The following is a 14,994-nucleotide window of genomic DNA, read 5'->3' as shown; positions in this document are numbered from 1 at the left end:
CGGAGGGCGGAGGGGAAACGCGGTCGGTGACGGGACGGTCGCCGCACCAGTACACTAAGAAGGGCGGGGAATCTACGAGCGGTAGACGTGTCCAGTAGTCTGTTGCCGGCCGTCGCGGCGATTCTCGTGTCGGGGCTCGCCGTGCAGCTGGTCGCTCACCGGCTGAAGGTGCCGAGCGTCATCTTCTACCTCCTCATTGGGGTCGTGTTGGGGCCGGAGGTGCTGGGGCTCGTGACCCTCGAGACGTTCGGGGACGGGCTGGAGATCATCGTCGGGCTCAGCGTGGCGATCATCGTCTTCGAGGGGGCGTTCGCGCTCCGGATCGAGCGTATCCGGGGCGCGTCGACCGTGTCGCTTCGGCTGGTGACGGTCAGCGCCCTCGTGATGTTCCTCGGAACGGCGGCGGCGGTGCGGTTCTTCGAGGGGGCAAACTGGGAGATCGCGCTGCTCATCGGGGCGCTGCTCGTGGCGACGGGACCGACCGTGATCACGCCCATACTCAACGTCGTCCGGGTGAGGGACCACGTCGCGGCCGCGCTGGAGACCGAGGGGATAATCAACGACGTGACGGCCGCGATCGTCGCCGTGGTGATCTTCGAGACGCTGCTGCTCGACGACCTCGGCGTCCCGGCGACCGTGCTCTCGTTCCTCCGGCGGTTCGGCGTCGGCGTGGCCGCCGGCGTGTTCGCGGCGGCGGCGATCTACCTCCTGTTGAACAGCGACTACGTCCCCGAGCGCGACGTGCAGGCGTCGCAGTTCCTCGTGTTGGCGGCGGCGGTGGGGGCGTTCGCGGCCGCCGAGGCCGTCGCCGCCGAGGCGGGAATCGCGGCGGCGGCGACGAGCGGGATCATCCTCGGGAACCTGGATATCGACAACAGAGAGGAGATCGAGCGGTTCGCCGAGAACACGACGCTCATCGTCCTCTCGTTCGTGTTCATCTCGTTGGCCGCGCTGATCGACGTCGAGGCGATCGCGGAACTCGGCGTCGGCGCCGTCGGGATCGTGCTCGCGGTCATGCTCGTGTTGCGGCCGCTCGGGGCGCTCATCGCGACCGCCGGCGTCGAGCGGTTCACGCGGCCGGAGCGGCTGTTCATCGCCAGCGTCGGTCCCCGCGGGATCATCCCAGCGAGCGTGGCGACGCTGTTCGCGATCGAGCTGGAGCTGGCGGGGAACGTGGCTGCGGGAGAGCTGTTGGTCGGGACGGTGTTCGCCGTCATCTTCGCGACGGTCGCGATCGAGGCCGGGCTGGCGCGGCAGATCGGCGACGTTCTCGGAGTGTCACCAATGCGCACGATGATCATCGGCGGCGGCCGGGTCGGCCGGGCGCTCGCCACACGGCTGGAGCGGCGGGGAGAGTACGTCGTCATCGTCGAGAGCGACGACGAAGCGGTCGAACGGGCGCGCTCGGAGGGGTTCACCGTGTACGAGGGCGACGGCAGCGACACGGAGGCGCTGCGCGGCGCGGGCATCGGGGACGCCAAGCGGGTGATCACGGTGACCGGCGACGACGACATCAACCTCCTCGCGTGCCAGCTCGCGATCACGAAGTTCGGCGTCGAGGCGGTGTACTCGCGGGTGAACGAACCGGACAACGTCGAGGCCTTCGAGAGCATCGGTGTCGAGGCGATCGACTCGCCGACCGCCACCGCCGTCGCCATCGACGACGAGATCGAGCGCCCGGCGATCACCCACTGGATGAACGAACTGGGCGACAGCCACGACATACAGGAGGTCGAAGTGACCGCGGAGACCCTCGCCGGGAAGACGATCCGCGACCTCAACGCGGAGATCCCCGACGGCACCTTCGTCGCCGTCGTCAGCCGTGACGGCGAGAACCGCGTACCGTCGGCGGACAGCGTGCTGGAGTACGGCGACCACGTCACCTTCATCGGCGACACGGACGCGGTCAAGCGCGCGATGGAGCGGTTCCACCCGCACGACTGACCACCGTGTTTTGCGGTCGTCAACGTGCGCACGGCTCGCGGTGCTCGCCGTTTGGTGCATCCGAAAACGTCCTGACGGAGTCCTGCGCGAGCGGTGCGAGGGCGACCGCAGGGAGCCCTCGTTGCGAGCGGCGACGCCGCGAGCGAAGCGAGCGCAGGGCAAGTCAGGGCGCGAACGCGGCGGCTGCCGAACGAAGTGAGGCAGCCGCAAAGTGAGCGTCCTGACGGAGATTTGAACTCGGAAAGACGGTCCGGGTCGCTCACTTCGTTCGCTTCCCGGGCTGCGACTTTCCTGCACAAATCTCCGCGGAGTTTTTGGACATGCGCACGGCACGCGATGCTCGCCGTTTGGTGCATCCGAAAACGTCCTGACGGAGTCTCACGCGAGTGAAACGAGCGTGAGGCACGTCAGGACCGAACGCCGCGGCTGCCGAACGAAGTGAGGCAGCCGCAAAGTGAGCGTCCTGACGGAGATTTGAACTCGGAAAGACGGTCGGCCTCGCTTCGCTCGGCCGCTGCGACTTTCCTGCTCAAATCTCCGCGGAGTTTTTGGACATGCGCACGGCACGCGATGCTCGCCGTTTGGTGCATCCGAAAACGTCCTGACGGAGATTTGAACTCCGGTCCCTGGCTCCGCAAGCCAAGAGGATAGTCCACTACCCTACCAGGACTCGAATAGACGTACCGCGCTAGTACTTAAGACGGTTACGGTCCGCGAGACGCGTGGCGGTCGGTCGCACACGGCGCGATCGAGGAACGGTCGCGATTGATCACCGGACGATACGTGCCGAGGGAGGACGGATCAGAAGGGGAAGAGCGAGGAGATCCGCCGGCGCCGATCCGGATTGCACACCTTTTGTATCGACGGGACCGATGGACGGGTATGACGACGTCCCGACCCGCGACGGCGACGCCGCGGCGCCCGCGGAACGAGCGCGCCGATTCGACCGCGAGACCCCCGCAAGGACAACGCTTATCCGCGGACTCGACAACCGAAGAGGTACGCGTATGGGAGTGATAGAGGACGTCTACGAGGATCTCGACACCGACGTCGAGTTCGAGGAGTTCGAGGCGGCCGTCGAGGACAAGGTCGAGCAGATGGGCGGACTCGCCGACGAGGAGACGGCCGCGATGCTCATCGCCCACGAGCTGCGCGACGAGGAGGCCGAGACGATCGCCGACATCGAGCCCGGCATGAACGACGTGAAGTTCCTCGGGAAGGTGACCTCCATCGGCGACATCCGCACGTTCGAGCGCGACGACGAGGAGGCCGAGGAGGGCCGCGTCTGCAACGTCGATATCGCGGACGCCTCCGGCTCCGTGCGAGTCGCGCTGTGGGACGACATGGCCGCGGCGGCCGAAGAGCAGTTGGAGGTCGGACAGGTGCTCCGCGTCATGGGCCGCCCGAAAGAAGGGTACAGCGGGCTCGAAGTGAGCGCGGACAAGATCGAGCCGGACGAGGACGCCGAGGTCGACGTACAGGTGCTCGACACCTACCGGGTGGAGGACCTCTCGCTCGGTGCCTCCGACGTGGACCTCGTCGGGCAGGTGCTCGACACCGACTCGATCCGCACGTTCGACCGCGACGACGGCTCCGAGGGGCGAGTCGCCAATCTCACCGTCGGCGACGAGACGGGTCGCGTGCGCGTGACGCTGTGGGACGGGAAGGCCGATCTCGCCGAGGAGTTCGAGGCCGGCGAGGTCGTCGAGGTCGGCGACGGCTACGTCCGCGAGCGCGACGGCGACTTAGAGCTTCACGTCGGCGACCGCGGCACCGTCGAGCGCGTCGACGAGGACGTGGAGTACGTCCCGGAGGCGACGGACATCGCCGAGCTGGAGATCGACGAGACCGTCGACATCGGTGGGGGCGTCATCGAAACCGACCCGAAGCGCACGTTCGACCGCGACGACGGCTCCGAGGGGCAGGTCCGGAACGTCCGGATCAAGGACGACACCGGCGAGATCCGCGTCGCGCTGTGGGGCGACAAGGCCGACCGCGATATCGAGCTGGCCGACCGCGTCGTCTTCACCGACGTGGAGGTCCAAGACGGCTGGCAGGACGATCTGGAGGCCTCCGCGAACTGGCGTTCGACCGTCACCGTCCTCGACGAGGGGAGCGACGCGGCGGGCGGGGGCGCGGGTGGGACGTCAAGCGCCGGCACCGAGGGTGACGACCGCGGCGCGAGCGACACCGGGCTCGGCGCCTTCGCCGAGGACGGGCAGAAGGCGGCCACCGAGGCCGTCGCCGGCGAGACCGGGGGAGACGACGGGAGCAGCGGGGCCGGCAGCGAGAGCGGCGGAGCCGGCGGAGCCGGCGGCGCCGCGGCCGCGACGGCGGAGCGGTCGGCCGAGGACGTCGAGTTCACCGGAACGGTCGTTCAGACCGGCGACCCCGTCGTGTTGGACGACGGCCAGCGCACGAAGAGCGTCGAGACCGACGCGAGCCTCCGGCTCGGCGAGGAGATCACGGTGCGGGGAACGGAGCGCGACGGGACGATCGACGCAGACGACGTGTTCTGATCGGGTGGCGACGGCAGCGCGACGGGCGATGGCAGCGCGACGGGCGATGGCAGCGCGACGGGCGACGGCAGCAACGGCGCGAGTAGCGACGACGCAGTCGCTCGGCGGCGGAGAGTGGGTAACGGAAACGTTTTACGCTGCACGGACGCGACTGTGTGTATGAGTGTCGAGTTGCCGTTCGCGCCGGTCGACGGGATCATCCGGTGGAACGCCGGGGACCTCCGCGTGAGCGCGGACGCCGCCGAGGAGTTGGCTCGCCGGATCCAAGCGCACGGCGCGGAGCTGGCGATCAACGCGGCCGAACGGGCAACCGAGGACGGACGGAAGACGCTGATGGCATCTGATTTCGGCGTCGAACAGGTGATCAGCCGCGAGGATCTCACCCTTCCCGTCGCCCCCATCGACCGCATCGCGCGGCTCCGGATCGACGACCGATACCGAGTCGGCGTCGACGCGCGGATCGCGTTGGCCGACATCTTGGAGGACTACGCCGACAACGTCGCGAGCGCGGCCGCGACGCTCGCGCGTCACGCCGACAGACGGACCGTACAGGCCGAGGACATCGAGACGTACTTCGCGCTGTTCGAGTAGATGCGCTTCGGCTACAGCGAGCGGTGTCTCGAACACGACACCGGCGAACGGCACCCGGAAAACCCGGACCGGCTGCGCGCGATCCGCCGCGGACTGGCGAAGCGACACGGGGTCGAGTACGCGGAGGCGGACCCCGCGAGCCGCGAGGAGATCGTCGCGGTCCACGACGCCGAGTACGTCGACGAGCTGGAGGCGTTCGTCGCCGACGGCGGCGGGAGCTGGGACCCCGACACAGTCGCGAGCGAGGGGACGTGGGACGCCGCGCTCGCCTCGGCCGGCCTCTCGCAGTGGGCGGCTCGGTCCGCGCTCGACGGCGACGACGGTCGGGACACCCCCTTCGCGCTCGGACGCCCGCCGGGCCACCACGCGGTGCCCGACGACGCCATGGGCTTTTGCTTCTTCAACAACGCCGCCGTCGCGGCCCAGACCGTCCTCGACGACGGGGCGGCGGACCGGGTCGCCATCTTCGACTGGGACGTGCACCACGGGAACGGCACCCAGGACGTGTTCTACGAGCACGGCGACGTGTTCTACGCGTCGATCCACGAGGAGGGGCTCTACCCGGACACCGGCGCGCTCGACGAGACCGGCCGCGACGAGGGGGAGGGGACGACCGTGAACCTCCCGCTCGCGGCCGGCGCGGGCGACGCCGACTACCTGTACGCCATCGACGAGGCGGTCGCGCCGGCGCTCGAACGGTTCGACCCCGACCTCGTGATCGTCTCGGCCGGGTTCGACGCCCACCGGCACGATCCCATCTCGCGGATGCGCGTCTCCTCGGAGGGGTACGCGCTGATGACCGACCGGCTCCGTTCGGTCACTGACGCCATCGGGGCCGCGAACGCCTACGTCCTCGAAGGCGGCTACGGCCTCGACACGCTGGCCGAGGGCGTCTCGATGGTCCACGAGACGTTCGACGGGCGCACCCCCGTCGACGACGACGACGATCCGGACGAGAAAACGGAGTCGCTGGTGGCGGAGCTGCGGGAGCTGCTCGACCTGTGAATCCGGACGGCCGCGATCGATCGCCTGCGGAGTCGACTTTCTAGGAGAGCTCGTCGCGCCGCTCCTCGCTCGTCGATTGGCGGCGACAGAATACGCCCGGAGCGGGATTTGAACCGGAATCAGACGGCTCGCTCGCGTTGCTCGCTGCGCGCGACTGATAGGGTTCAAACCCTTGTGCGAGCGTTTCCGACGAACGGCTCGCTGCGCTCGCCGAGTTGTTCGTCGAAAACGCCCGGAGCGGGATTTGAACCCGCGTCACGACCGTGACAGGGTCGTATGATGGGCCACTACACCATCCGGGCAAACAGCGACAGACCCCGAAGCGTGGGGACGCCCGGAGCGGGATTTGAACCCGCGTCACGACCGTGACAGGGTCGTATGATGGGCCACTACACCATCCGGGCTTGTCGCACTCATTCGTACCCCTGTCTGGCAAATAAGGCTTGTCATCCCCGGCGACGGTGGTGACCGGTGACAGGGAGAGACGGGGTTGCCGATGAGCCGATCGCGATCCCCGACGAGGTCGACGCGACGCCGGGATTTTGGCCGTCTGAACTCGATCGATGGGGCCGATCGGATGAACCGGCGCGGTCGATCGCGGCGGTACCCTTTTGTGTGATACCCGCATGAGTAGGAGTATCGCACGCCCCCGTCGCCGTGAGCCGCGCGTGGCGGAGCCGCTTGGCAAGCCTTATGACGTTGGCGCATATAGCGATCTGTAGTATCTCGTGATAGCTTCTCTCAATAACCACCACCCATGGTAGACGTAAGCCAACACGAACTCGTCCCGGACCACGTCCTCCTCGAACCCGAAGAGGTCGACGAGGTTCTGGCGGAGTACGACGTGAAACGGACGAACCTACCGAAGATCAAACGCACTGATCCCGCGATCCCCGACGAGGCCGAGGTCGGCGACGTGGTGAAGATCGTTCGAAACTCTCGCACGACCGAGGAAGCGGTCGTGTACCGACTAGTCGTCTCATGAACAGGCAAGACCGACGCGTGGTGTCACGCGAGTACTTCTCGGACGAACGGCTCGCCGAACACCACTTCCGATCCTTTAACAACTTCCTGGACCGCGGCATGCAGGAGGTCGTCGACGAGAAGGAGACGATCGAGACCGACATCGGCGACAAGGAGGGGCAAGAGCCCGTCTACGTCGAGCTCGGCGACGTGCGGATGGTCACCCCGCGCGTCCGCGAGGCCGACGGGTCCGAGGAACTGCTGTACCCACAGGAAGCGCGCCTCCGCAACATCACCTACTCGGCGCCCGTGTTCATGGAGATGTCCATCGTGCGCGGCGGCGAGGACGAACCCGAACAGGTCGTCGACACGACCGAGACCAAGGTCGGCCGGATGCCGATCATGGTCGGCTCGGACAAGTGTAACATGGCCGGCTTCTCCGACGAGGAGCTCATCGATATCGGCGAGGACCCCGTCGACCCCGGCGGCTACTTCATCGTCAACGGCTCCGAGCGCGTGCTGATGACCTCGGAGGACCTGGCGCCCAACAAGATCCTCGCGGAGTACGACTCGAAGTACGGCGACGAGATCCAGGTCGCGAAGACGTTCTCCCAGCGCCGCGGCTACCGCGCGCTGGTGCTCTGCGAGCGCAACCGCGAGGGGCTGCTCGAAGTGTCGTTCCCGTCCGTCTCGGGCTCGATCGACTTCGTGACCCTCGTCCGCGCGCTCGGACTCGAGTCCGACGAGGAGATCGTCCACCGCGTCTCGGACGACCCCGAGATCGTGAAGTTCATGCTGGAGAATCTGGAGGAGGCCGACGTGCAGACGACCGAGGGGGCGATCGAGACCCTCGGCGAGCGCGTCGCCTCCGGTCAGGGGAAGAACTACCAGCTCAAGCGGGCGAACTACGTCATCGACCGATACCTCCTCCCGCACCTCCACGAGGAGGGCGTCGACGAGGAGGACGTGCGGATCAACAAGGCGTACTACCTCTGCCGGATGGCCGAGGCGTGCTTCGAGCTCGCCTTGGACCGCCGCGAGGCCGACGACAAGGACCACTACGCCAACAAGCGCCTGAAGGTCTCCGGGGACCTGATGCGCGACCTCTTCCGGACCGCGCTGAACAAGCTGGCTCGCGACGTGAAGTACCAGCTCGAACGCGCGAACATGCGGAACCGCGAGCTCACCGTCAACACGGTCGTCCGCTCCGACGTGCTGACCGAGCGGCTCGAACACCCGATCGCGACGGGGAACTGGGTGGGCGGCCGCTCGGGCGTCTCCCAGCTCGTCGACCGGACCGACTACATGGGCGTGCTCTCGCACCTCCGGCGCCTGCGCTCGCCGCTGTCGCGCTCGCAGCCGCACTTCGAGGCGCGGGACCTCCACGCGACCCAGTGGGGTCGCATCTGTCCCTCCGAGACGCCGGAGGGGCCGAACTGCGGACTCGTGAAGAACTTCGCGCAGGCGATGGAGCTCTCACAGACCGTGGACGACGAACAGGGGCTGAAACGAGAACTGGCGTCGATGGGTGTCGAGGGGATTCCCGGCATCGAGGGCGTCGAACGACAGACGGCGGACGACTAACATGGCTCAGGCAGAACGCGAAGCGAAGGTGTACGTCAACGGGAGCCTCGTCGGGACTCACCCGGACCCCGAGGCCCTCGCCGAACAGATCCGCGAGGCCCGCCGACGCGGCGACGTCTCGGAGATGGTGAACGTCTCGGTCAAGGACCGGACCCAGGAAGTGATCGTCAACGCGGACGCGGGGCGCGCCCGCCGTCCGCTGATCGTCGTCGAGAACGGCGAGCCCCTGCTGGGCGACGAGGAGATCGAGGCGCTCGAACGCGGCGAGGTCGAGTTCGAGGACCTCGTCGAGCGCGGCTACGTCGAGTTCATCGACGCCGAGGAGGAGGAGGACATCCTCGTCGCCGTCGACGAGGAAGACGTGACCGAGGACCACACGCACCTCGAGATCGACCCGCAGCTCGTGTTCGGTATCGGCGCGGGGATGATCCCGTACCCCGAACACAACGCGAGCCCGCGAATTACGATGGGCGCGGGGATGATGAAGCAGTCGCTCGGACTCCCCTCGGCCAACTACCGCATCCGGCCGGACACGCGTCAGCACCTGCTGCACTACCCGCAGCTGGCGATGGTGAAGACGCAGACGTCCGACCAGATCAGCTTCGACAAGCGGCCGGCGGCGCAGAACTTCGTCGTCGCCGTGATGTCCTACGAGGGCTTCAACATCGAGGACGCGCTGGTGATGAACCAGGGCTCCGTCGACCGCGCGCTCACCCGCTCGCACTTCTTCCGGACCTACGAGGGCGAGGAGCGGCGGTACCCCGGCGGCCAAGAGGACCGCTTCGAGATTCCCGAGCAGGACGTGCGCGGCGCGCGCGGCGAGGACGCGTACACCCACCTCGACGAGGACGGCCTCGTCAACCCCGAGACGAAGGTGGACGAGTCCTCGGTGCTGCTCGGCAAGACCAGCCCGCCGCGGTTCCTCGAAGAGCCCGACGACATGGGCGGGCTCTCCCCGCAGAAGCGGCGTGAGACGAGCGTGACGATGCGCTCCGGCGAATCCGGCGTCGTCGACACGGTGACGCTGATGGAGGGCGAGGACGGCTCCAAGCTCTCGAAGGTGAAGGTGCGCGACCAGCGGGTCCCCGAACTGGGCGACAAGTTCGCGTCCCGACACGGCCAGAAGGGCGTCGTGGGCCACCTCGCGCCCCAGGAGGACATGCCGTTCACCGAGGAGGGGGTCGTCCCCGACCTCGTGATGAACCCGCACGCCCTCCCGTCCCGGATGACGGTTGGCCACGTGCTGGAGATGCTCGGCGGCAAGGTCGGCTCGCTGCGCGGCTCGCGGGTCGACGGCACGCCGTTCCAAGGCGAAGACGAGGAGGAACTCCGCGGCGGACTGGAGGAGCACGGCTTCAAATCCTCCGGCAAGGAGGTCATGTACTCCGGCGTCACCGGCGAGAAGATCGAGGCGGAGATCTTCGTCGGGACGATCTTCTACCACAAGCTGTACCACATGGTGTCGAACAAGCTCCACGCCCGCTCGCGAGGACCGGTGCAGGTGCTCACGCGCCAGCCGACCGAGGGGCGCGCCCGCGAGGGCGGCCTGCGCGTCGGGGAGATGGAGCGCGACACGATCATCGGCCACGGCGCGTCGATGGTGCTCAACGAGCGGCTCTTGGAGTCCTCTGACGCCGAGACGGTGCACGTCTCCGCGGAGACCGGGCTCGTCGCCGTCGAGGACCGCGAACAGCGCCGGGTGTACGACCCGGTCACTGGCGACGAGGACGACATCCACGAGCTGGAAGTGAGCTACGCGTTCAAGCTGCTGCTCGACGAGATGATCGCCCTGGGCATCCGACCGAAGCTCGAACTGGAGGACGCGATTTAAATGTCAATGCAAACACCGAAAGTGCTCGGCGGCATCGACTTCGGCCTCATGGACCCGGAGACGTACCGGGACATGTCCGCGACGAAGGTGATCACGGCCGACACGTACGACGACGACGGCTACCCGATCGATATGGGGCTAATGGACCCGCGACTCGGCGTTATCGACCCCGGGCTGGAGTGCCGGACCTGCGGCTCTCACTCCGGCTCCTGTAACGGCCACTTCGGCCACATCGAGCTGGCCGCGCCCGTCATCCACGTGGGCTTCACGAAGCTCATCCGGCGGCTGCTCCGCTCGACGTGCCGGGAGTGCGGCAAGCTCGCCTTGGACGAGGCACAGCGCGACGAGTTCCGCGACCGCTACGAGCGGGCGCAGGAGCTCGGCGACGACGAACACGACGTGTTGAAGGCCGCCGTCCGGCAGGCTCGGAAGGCGTCGACGTGCCCGTTCTGCGGCGAGCCGCAGGCGGACATCAAACACGAGAAGCCGACCACCTACTACGAGGTCCAAGACGTGCTCTCGGGCGACTACTCCGAGCGCATCGCGGCGGCGATGCAGCCCGACGAGGAGGAGGACGACCCGGGCACCTCGCCGCAGGAACTCGCCGAGAAGACCGACATCGCCGTCGACCGGGTCAACGAGATCATGGCCGGCGAGTTCCGCCCGCGCAAGGAGGACCGCCGCGCCATCGAGACGGCGCTCGACATCGACCTCACCGAGGAGGACATGAACAAGCTGATGCCCTCGGACATCCGCGACTGGTTCGAGGACATCCCGGACGGGGACCTGGAGGTCCTCGGCATCGACTCCGAGCACTCCCGACCGGAGTGGATGATCCTGACGGTCCTCCCGGTCCCGCCGGTCACCACGCGCCCATCGATCACGCTCGACAACGGCCAGCGCTCCGAGGACGACCTCACCCACAAGCTGGTCGACATCATCCGGATCAACCAGCGGTTCATGGAGAACCGCGAGGCGGGCGCTCCGCAGCTGATCATCGAGGACCTCTGGGAGCTGCTCCAGTACCACGTCACCACGTTCGTCGACAACGAGATCAGCGGGACGCCGCCGGCGCGACACCGCTCCGGCCGCCCCCTCAAGACCCTCAGCCAGCGGCTGAAGGGCAAGGAGGGTCGCTTCCGCGGTTCGCTTTCGGGCAAACGCGTTAACTTCTCCGCCCGGACCGTCATCTCGCCGGACCCGACCCTCTCGCTGAACGAAGTCGGCGTCCCGGACCGGGTCGCCATGGAGATGACCCAGACGCTCAACGTCACCGAGCGCAACGTCGACGAGGCGCGTCAGTACGTCCGGAACGGGCCGGAGGCCCATCCCGGCGCCAACTACGTTCGCCGTCCCGACGGTCGCCGGCTGAAGGTGACCGAGAAGAACTGCGAGGAGCTCGCCGAGAAGGTCGAGGCCGACTGGGAGGTGAATCGCCACCTCGTCGACGGCGACATCGTGATCTTCAACCGGCAGCCTTCGCTCCACCGGATGTCCATCATGGCCCACGAGGTCGTGGTGATGCCGTACAAGACGTTCCGGCTCAATACCGTCGTCTGTCCGCCGTACAACGCCGACTTCGACGGCGACGAGATGAACATGCACGCGCTGCAAAACGAGGAGGCCCGCGCCGAGGCGCGCGTCCTCATGCGCGTTCAAGAGCAGATCCTCTCGCCGCGGTTCGGCGGGAACATCATCGGCGCCATTCAGGACCACATCTCGGGGACGTACCTGCTCACGCACTCGAACCCCGAGTTCACCGAGACGCAGGCGCTGGACCTGCTGCGCGCGACCCGCGTCGACGAGCTGCCCGAGGCGGACGGCGTCGACGACGAGGGGCGCGAGTACTGGACCGGCCGGACGCTGTTTTCGGAGCTGCTCCCCGACGACCTCTCGCTGGAGTTCACCTCCTCGACGGGCGACGACGTGCTCATCGAGGACGGTCAGCTGGTCGAGGGGACGATCGACGAGGACGCCGTCGGCGCGTTCGGCGGCGAGGTCGTCGACACTCTCACGAAGGAGTACGGCGAGACGCGCTCGCGCGTGTTCATCAACGAGATCGCGTCGCTGGCGATGCGCGCGATCATGCACTTCGGGTTCTCGATCGGGATCGACGACGAGTCGATCCCGCCGGAGGCCGAAGAGCAGGTCGACGACGCGATCCAGAGCGCCTACGACCGCGTTCAGGAGCTGATCGAGACGTACGAGGCCGGCGAGCTGGAGTCGCTCCCGGGCCGCGGCGTCGACGAGACGCTGGAGATGAAGATCATGCAGACGCTCGGGAAGGCCCGCGACTCGGCCGGTGAGATCGCCGACCAGCACTTCGGCGACGACAACCCGGCGGTCGTGATGGCCCGCTCCGGCGCGCGTGGCTCGATGCTGAACCTCACGCAGATGGCCGGCTCCGTCGGCCAGCAGGCGGTCCGCGGCGAGCGGATCAACCGCGGCTACGAGGACCGGACGCTCTCGCACTACAAGGAGAACGACCTGTCCGCGGAGGCGCACGGCTTCGTGGAGAACTCCTACCGCGGCGGGCTCACGCCCGAGGAGTTCTTCTTCCACGCGATGGGCGGCCGCGAGGGGCTGGTCGACACGGCGGTCCGGACCTCCAAGTCCGGCTACCTCCAGCGCCGGCTCATCAACGCGCTCTCCGAGCTGGAGGCGCAGTACGACGGCACGGTCCGGGACACCTCGGGCCGGATCATCCAGTTCGAGTTCGGCGAGGACGGCACCTCGCCGGTGAAGGTCTCCTCCGGCGAGGGCGACGGCATCGACGTCGACGACATCGTCGACCGCGTCGTCGACTCCGAGTTCGAGTCCGACGACGAGAAGGAGCGGTTCCTCGGCGAGCGCGCGCCGCCGACGAACCTCTCGGAGCATTCCGGACCGGGCCTGAACAAGGCCTCGGGGGTGGAGTCGGATGACTGAGTACGACCACGTCACCGACGACATCGAGGCGGTCGTGGAGGCCACGGAGCTTCCCACCCGCCTCAAAGGCGAGGTGTACGAGGCGATCGACCGGAAGGCCGGGGAGGCCGGCGGGGTCACCGTCGAGCAGGCGACCGAGATCGCGACGGGCGTCGAGAACCGGTACCGCGAGACGCGGGTTGATCCTCTGGACCCTGTGGGCACTGTTTCTGCCCAATCGATCGGTGAACCCGGGACCCAGATGACAATGAATACGTTCCATTACGCTGGGGTTGCAGAAATCGACGTCACGCAGGGGCTTCCCCGGCTCATCGAGCTGGTGGACGCCCGGAAGACGCCGGACACGCCGATGATGACCGTTCACCTCGAAGGCGAGCACGCCACGGACCGCGAGAAGGCCCACGAGGTCGTCTGGTCCATCGAGGCGACGCGCATCCTCGCGCTCGGCGACGTGTCGACGAACGTCGCGGACATGCTGGTGCGGATCGACCTGAACGACGACACCCTCCTCGAACGGTGGCCGACCCAGTCGGACCCGTCCGAGGTCGCCGGGATCATCGCCGAGACGATCGAGGACTCGCTCGGCGTCGACGCCCGGCAGTCGGGGACCGTCGTGGAGTTCGGCCCGAACGAGCCGAGCTACCGCGAGCTGCTCCAGCTCGTCGAGCGGCTCCGGGAGATCGTGTTCAAGGGGATCGAGGAGATCGAACGCGTCGTCATCCGGAAAGAGGAGATCGAGGGCGACGAGGAGTTCGTCCTCTACACCGAGGGGTCGGCGTTCGGCGACGCCCTCGACATCGAGGGCGTCGACGCCTCGCGCACGACGTGTAACAACATCCACGAGATCTACCGCAACCTCGGGGTCGAGGCGGCCCGCGAGACGATCATCGACGAGACGAAGAACACGCTCGAAGAGCAGGGGCTCGACGACGTGAACGTCCGCCACCTGATGCTGGTGGCCGACATCATGACGAACAACGGCGAGATCGAGTCGATCGGTCGCCACGGCATCTCGGGCTCGAAGGACTCCGTGCTCGCGCGCGCGGCGTTCGAGGTGACGGTCAATCACCTGCTCGACGCCGCGATCCACGGCGAGTACGACGAGCTCGACGGGGTCATCGAGAACGTCATCGCCGGCAAGCCGATCTCGCTCGGTACCGGCGACGTCGACCTCCGGATGGGGTCGCGCGTCGTGGGCGACGACTAATGTACGTCGAGCTCTCCGACGAGGCCCGGCGCTACATCGGTCGCTTCGACGAGCTGACCGGGGTCGCGCCGAAGGACTGCCTCGTGGAGGGCGACCGGCTCGTGTTCCTCGTGCCGGCCGGCGAGATGGCCGCCGCGATCGGACAGGCCGGCGAGACCGTCGAGGAGGCGGAGCGCCGACTCGGCAAGTCCGTCGAACTGGTGGAGGACGCCGACACCGCAGAGGCGTTCGTCGCGAGCGCGCTCTCGCCCGCGGCGGTCAACGCCGTGACGATCTCCGAGCAGAACGACCGGGTCGCGTACGTCGAGGTGCCGGAGCCGGACCGCGGCGTCGCCATCGGCGCGGACGGCGCCAACATCGAGACGGCGCGGACGCTGGCGGAGCGGCACTTCGACATCGACGACATCCAGCTCACCTGACGC

Annotated in this window: 10 protein-coding genes and 3 tRNA genes; 10 read left to right on the top strand and 3 right to left on the bottom strand. The window is 67.6% G+C overall.

What is annotated here, in order from left to right; all coding sequences use genetic code 11:
• Positions 1 to 102 precede the first annotated feature (102 nt).
• Positions 103 to 1,944 (top strand): cation:proton antiporter, encoded by a 1,842-nt coding sequence (locus tag ESO89_RS07020; RefSeq protein WP_128904928.1) that lies wholly within the window; start codon positions 103 to 105, stop codon positions 1,942 to 1,944.
• 597 nt (positions 1,945 to 2,541) lie between these two features.
• Here ESO89_RS07020 and ESO89_RS07015 read toward each other — a convergent pair.
• Positions 2,542 to 2,614: transfer RNA gene (locus ESO89_RS07015), tRNA-Arg, on the bottom strand.
• Between the two features lie 337 nt (positions 2,615 to 2,951).
• On the opposite strand from ESO89_RS07015, the gene ESO89_RS07010 reads away from it, so the two are divergent.
• The 3 genes from ESO89_RS07010 to ESO89_RS07000 all read left to right on the top strand — a co-directional run bounded on the left by ESO89_RS07010 (position 2,952) and on the right by ESO89_RS07000 (position 6,059).
• Positions 2,952 to 4,463 carry a single-stranded DNA binding protein gene (locus tag ESO89_RS07010; RefSeq protein ID WP_128904853.1) on the top strand — a complete coding sequence of 504 codons (1,512 nt, stop codon included), beginning with the start codon at positions 2,952 to 2,954 and terminating at the stop codon, positions 4,461 to 4,463.
• A gap of 159 nt (positions 4,464 to 4,622) precedes the next feature.
• Complete coding sequence (locus tag ESO89_RS07005) at positions 4,623 to 5,054, top strand: histone (protein ID WP_128904852.1); 432 nt, start codon at positions 4,623 to 4,625, stop codon at positions 5,052 to 5,054.
• Positions 5,055 to 6,059 carry a histone deacetylase family protein gene (locus ESO89_RS07000; protein ID WP_128904851.1) on the top strand — a complete coding sequence of 335 codons (1,005 nt, stop codon included), beginning with the start codon at positions 5,055 to 5,057 and terminating at the stop codon, positions 6,057 to 6,059. It abuts the gene before it with no gap.
• A gap of 229 nt (positions 6,060 to 6,288) precedes the next feature.
• Here the strand turns inward: ESO89_RS07000 and ESO89_RS06995 are convergent.
• Both ESO89_RS06995 and ESO89_RS06990 read right to left on the bottom strand, forming a co-directional pair.
• Positions 6,289 to 6,361 (bottom strand) — tRNA-Asp (locus ESO89_RS06995).
• Positions 6,362 to 6,390: 29 nt separating this feature from the next.
• Positions 6,391 to 6,463 (bottom strand) — tRNA-Asp (locus tag ESO89_RS06990).
• Between the two features lie 353 nt (positions 6,464 to 6,816).
• Between ESO89_RS06990 and ESO89_RS06985 the strand changes: the two genes are divergently transcribed.
• Genes ESO89_RS06985 through ESO89_RS06960 form a run of 6 tightly spaced genes read left to right on the top strand, consistent with a single transcriptional unit; the run spans position 6,817 to position 14,991 of the window.
• The gene (locus tag ESO89_RS06985; RefSeq protein ID WP_128904850.1) at positions 6,817 to 7,044 is read left to right on the top strand and encodes a DNA-directed RNA polymerase subunit H; all 228 of its coding nucleotides are present in this window, start codon (positions 6,817 to 6,819) and stop codon (positions 7,042 to 7,044) included.
• Positions 7,041 to 8,606 (top strand): DNA-directed RNA polymerase subunit B'', encoded by a 1,566-nt coding sequence (locus tag ESO89_RS06980; protein WP_128904849.1) that lies wholly within the window; start codon positions 7,041 to 7,043, stop codon positions 8,604 to 8,606. Before ESO89_RS06985 ends, ESO89_RS06980 begins: the two co-directional genes overlap by 4 nt.
• Before the next feature lies 1 nt (position 8,607).
• Entirely contained in the window at positions 8,608 to 10,437 is a 1,830-nt protein-coding gene (gene rpoB, locus ESO89_RS06975) for a DNA-directed RNA polymerase subunit B (protein ID WP_128904848.1), read from the top strand.
• Between the two features lie 6 nt (positions 10,438 to 10,443).
• Positions 10,444 to 13,365, top strand: a complete 2,922-nt coding sequence (locus ESO89_RS06970) for a DNA-directed RNA polymerase subunit A' (protein ID WP_128904847.1) — start codon at positions 10,444 to 10,446, stop codon at positions 13,363 to 13,365.
• Positions 13,358 to 14,572: a DNA-directed RNA polymerase subunit A'' gene (gene rpoA2 / locus ESO89_RS06965; RefSeq protein WP_128904846.1), complete on the top strand. Its 1,215-nt coding sequence runs from the start codon at positions 13,358 to 13,360 to the stop codon at positions 14,570 to 14,572. The genes ESO89_RS06970 and rpoA2 overlap by 8 nt, the downstream gene beginning before the upstream one ends.
• A complete protein-coding gene (locus ESO89_RS06960) occupies positions 14,572 to 14,991 on the top strand; it encodes a NusA-like transcription termination signal-binding factor (RefSeq protein ID WP_128904845.1) in 420 nt (139 codons plus the stop codon). The genes rpoA2 and ESO89_RS06960 overlap by 1 nt, the downstream gene beginning before the upstream one ends.
• Positions 14,992 to 14,994 lie beyond the last annotated feature (3 nt).

Origin of the sequence: Halorubrum amylolyticum (assembly GCF_004114995.1) — an archaeon.
In the GTDB taxonomy this organism is placed as follows: Archaea; Halobacteriota; Halobacteria; order Halobacteriales; family Haloferacaceae; genus Halorubrum; species Halorubrum amylolyticum.
This window is presented reverse-complemented; position numbering and strand designations above follow the sequence as displayed.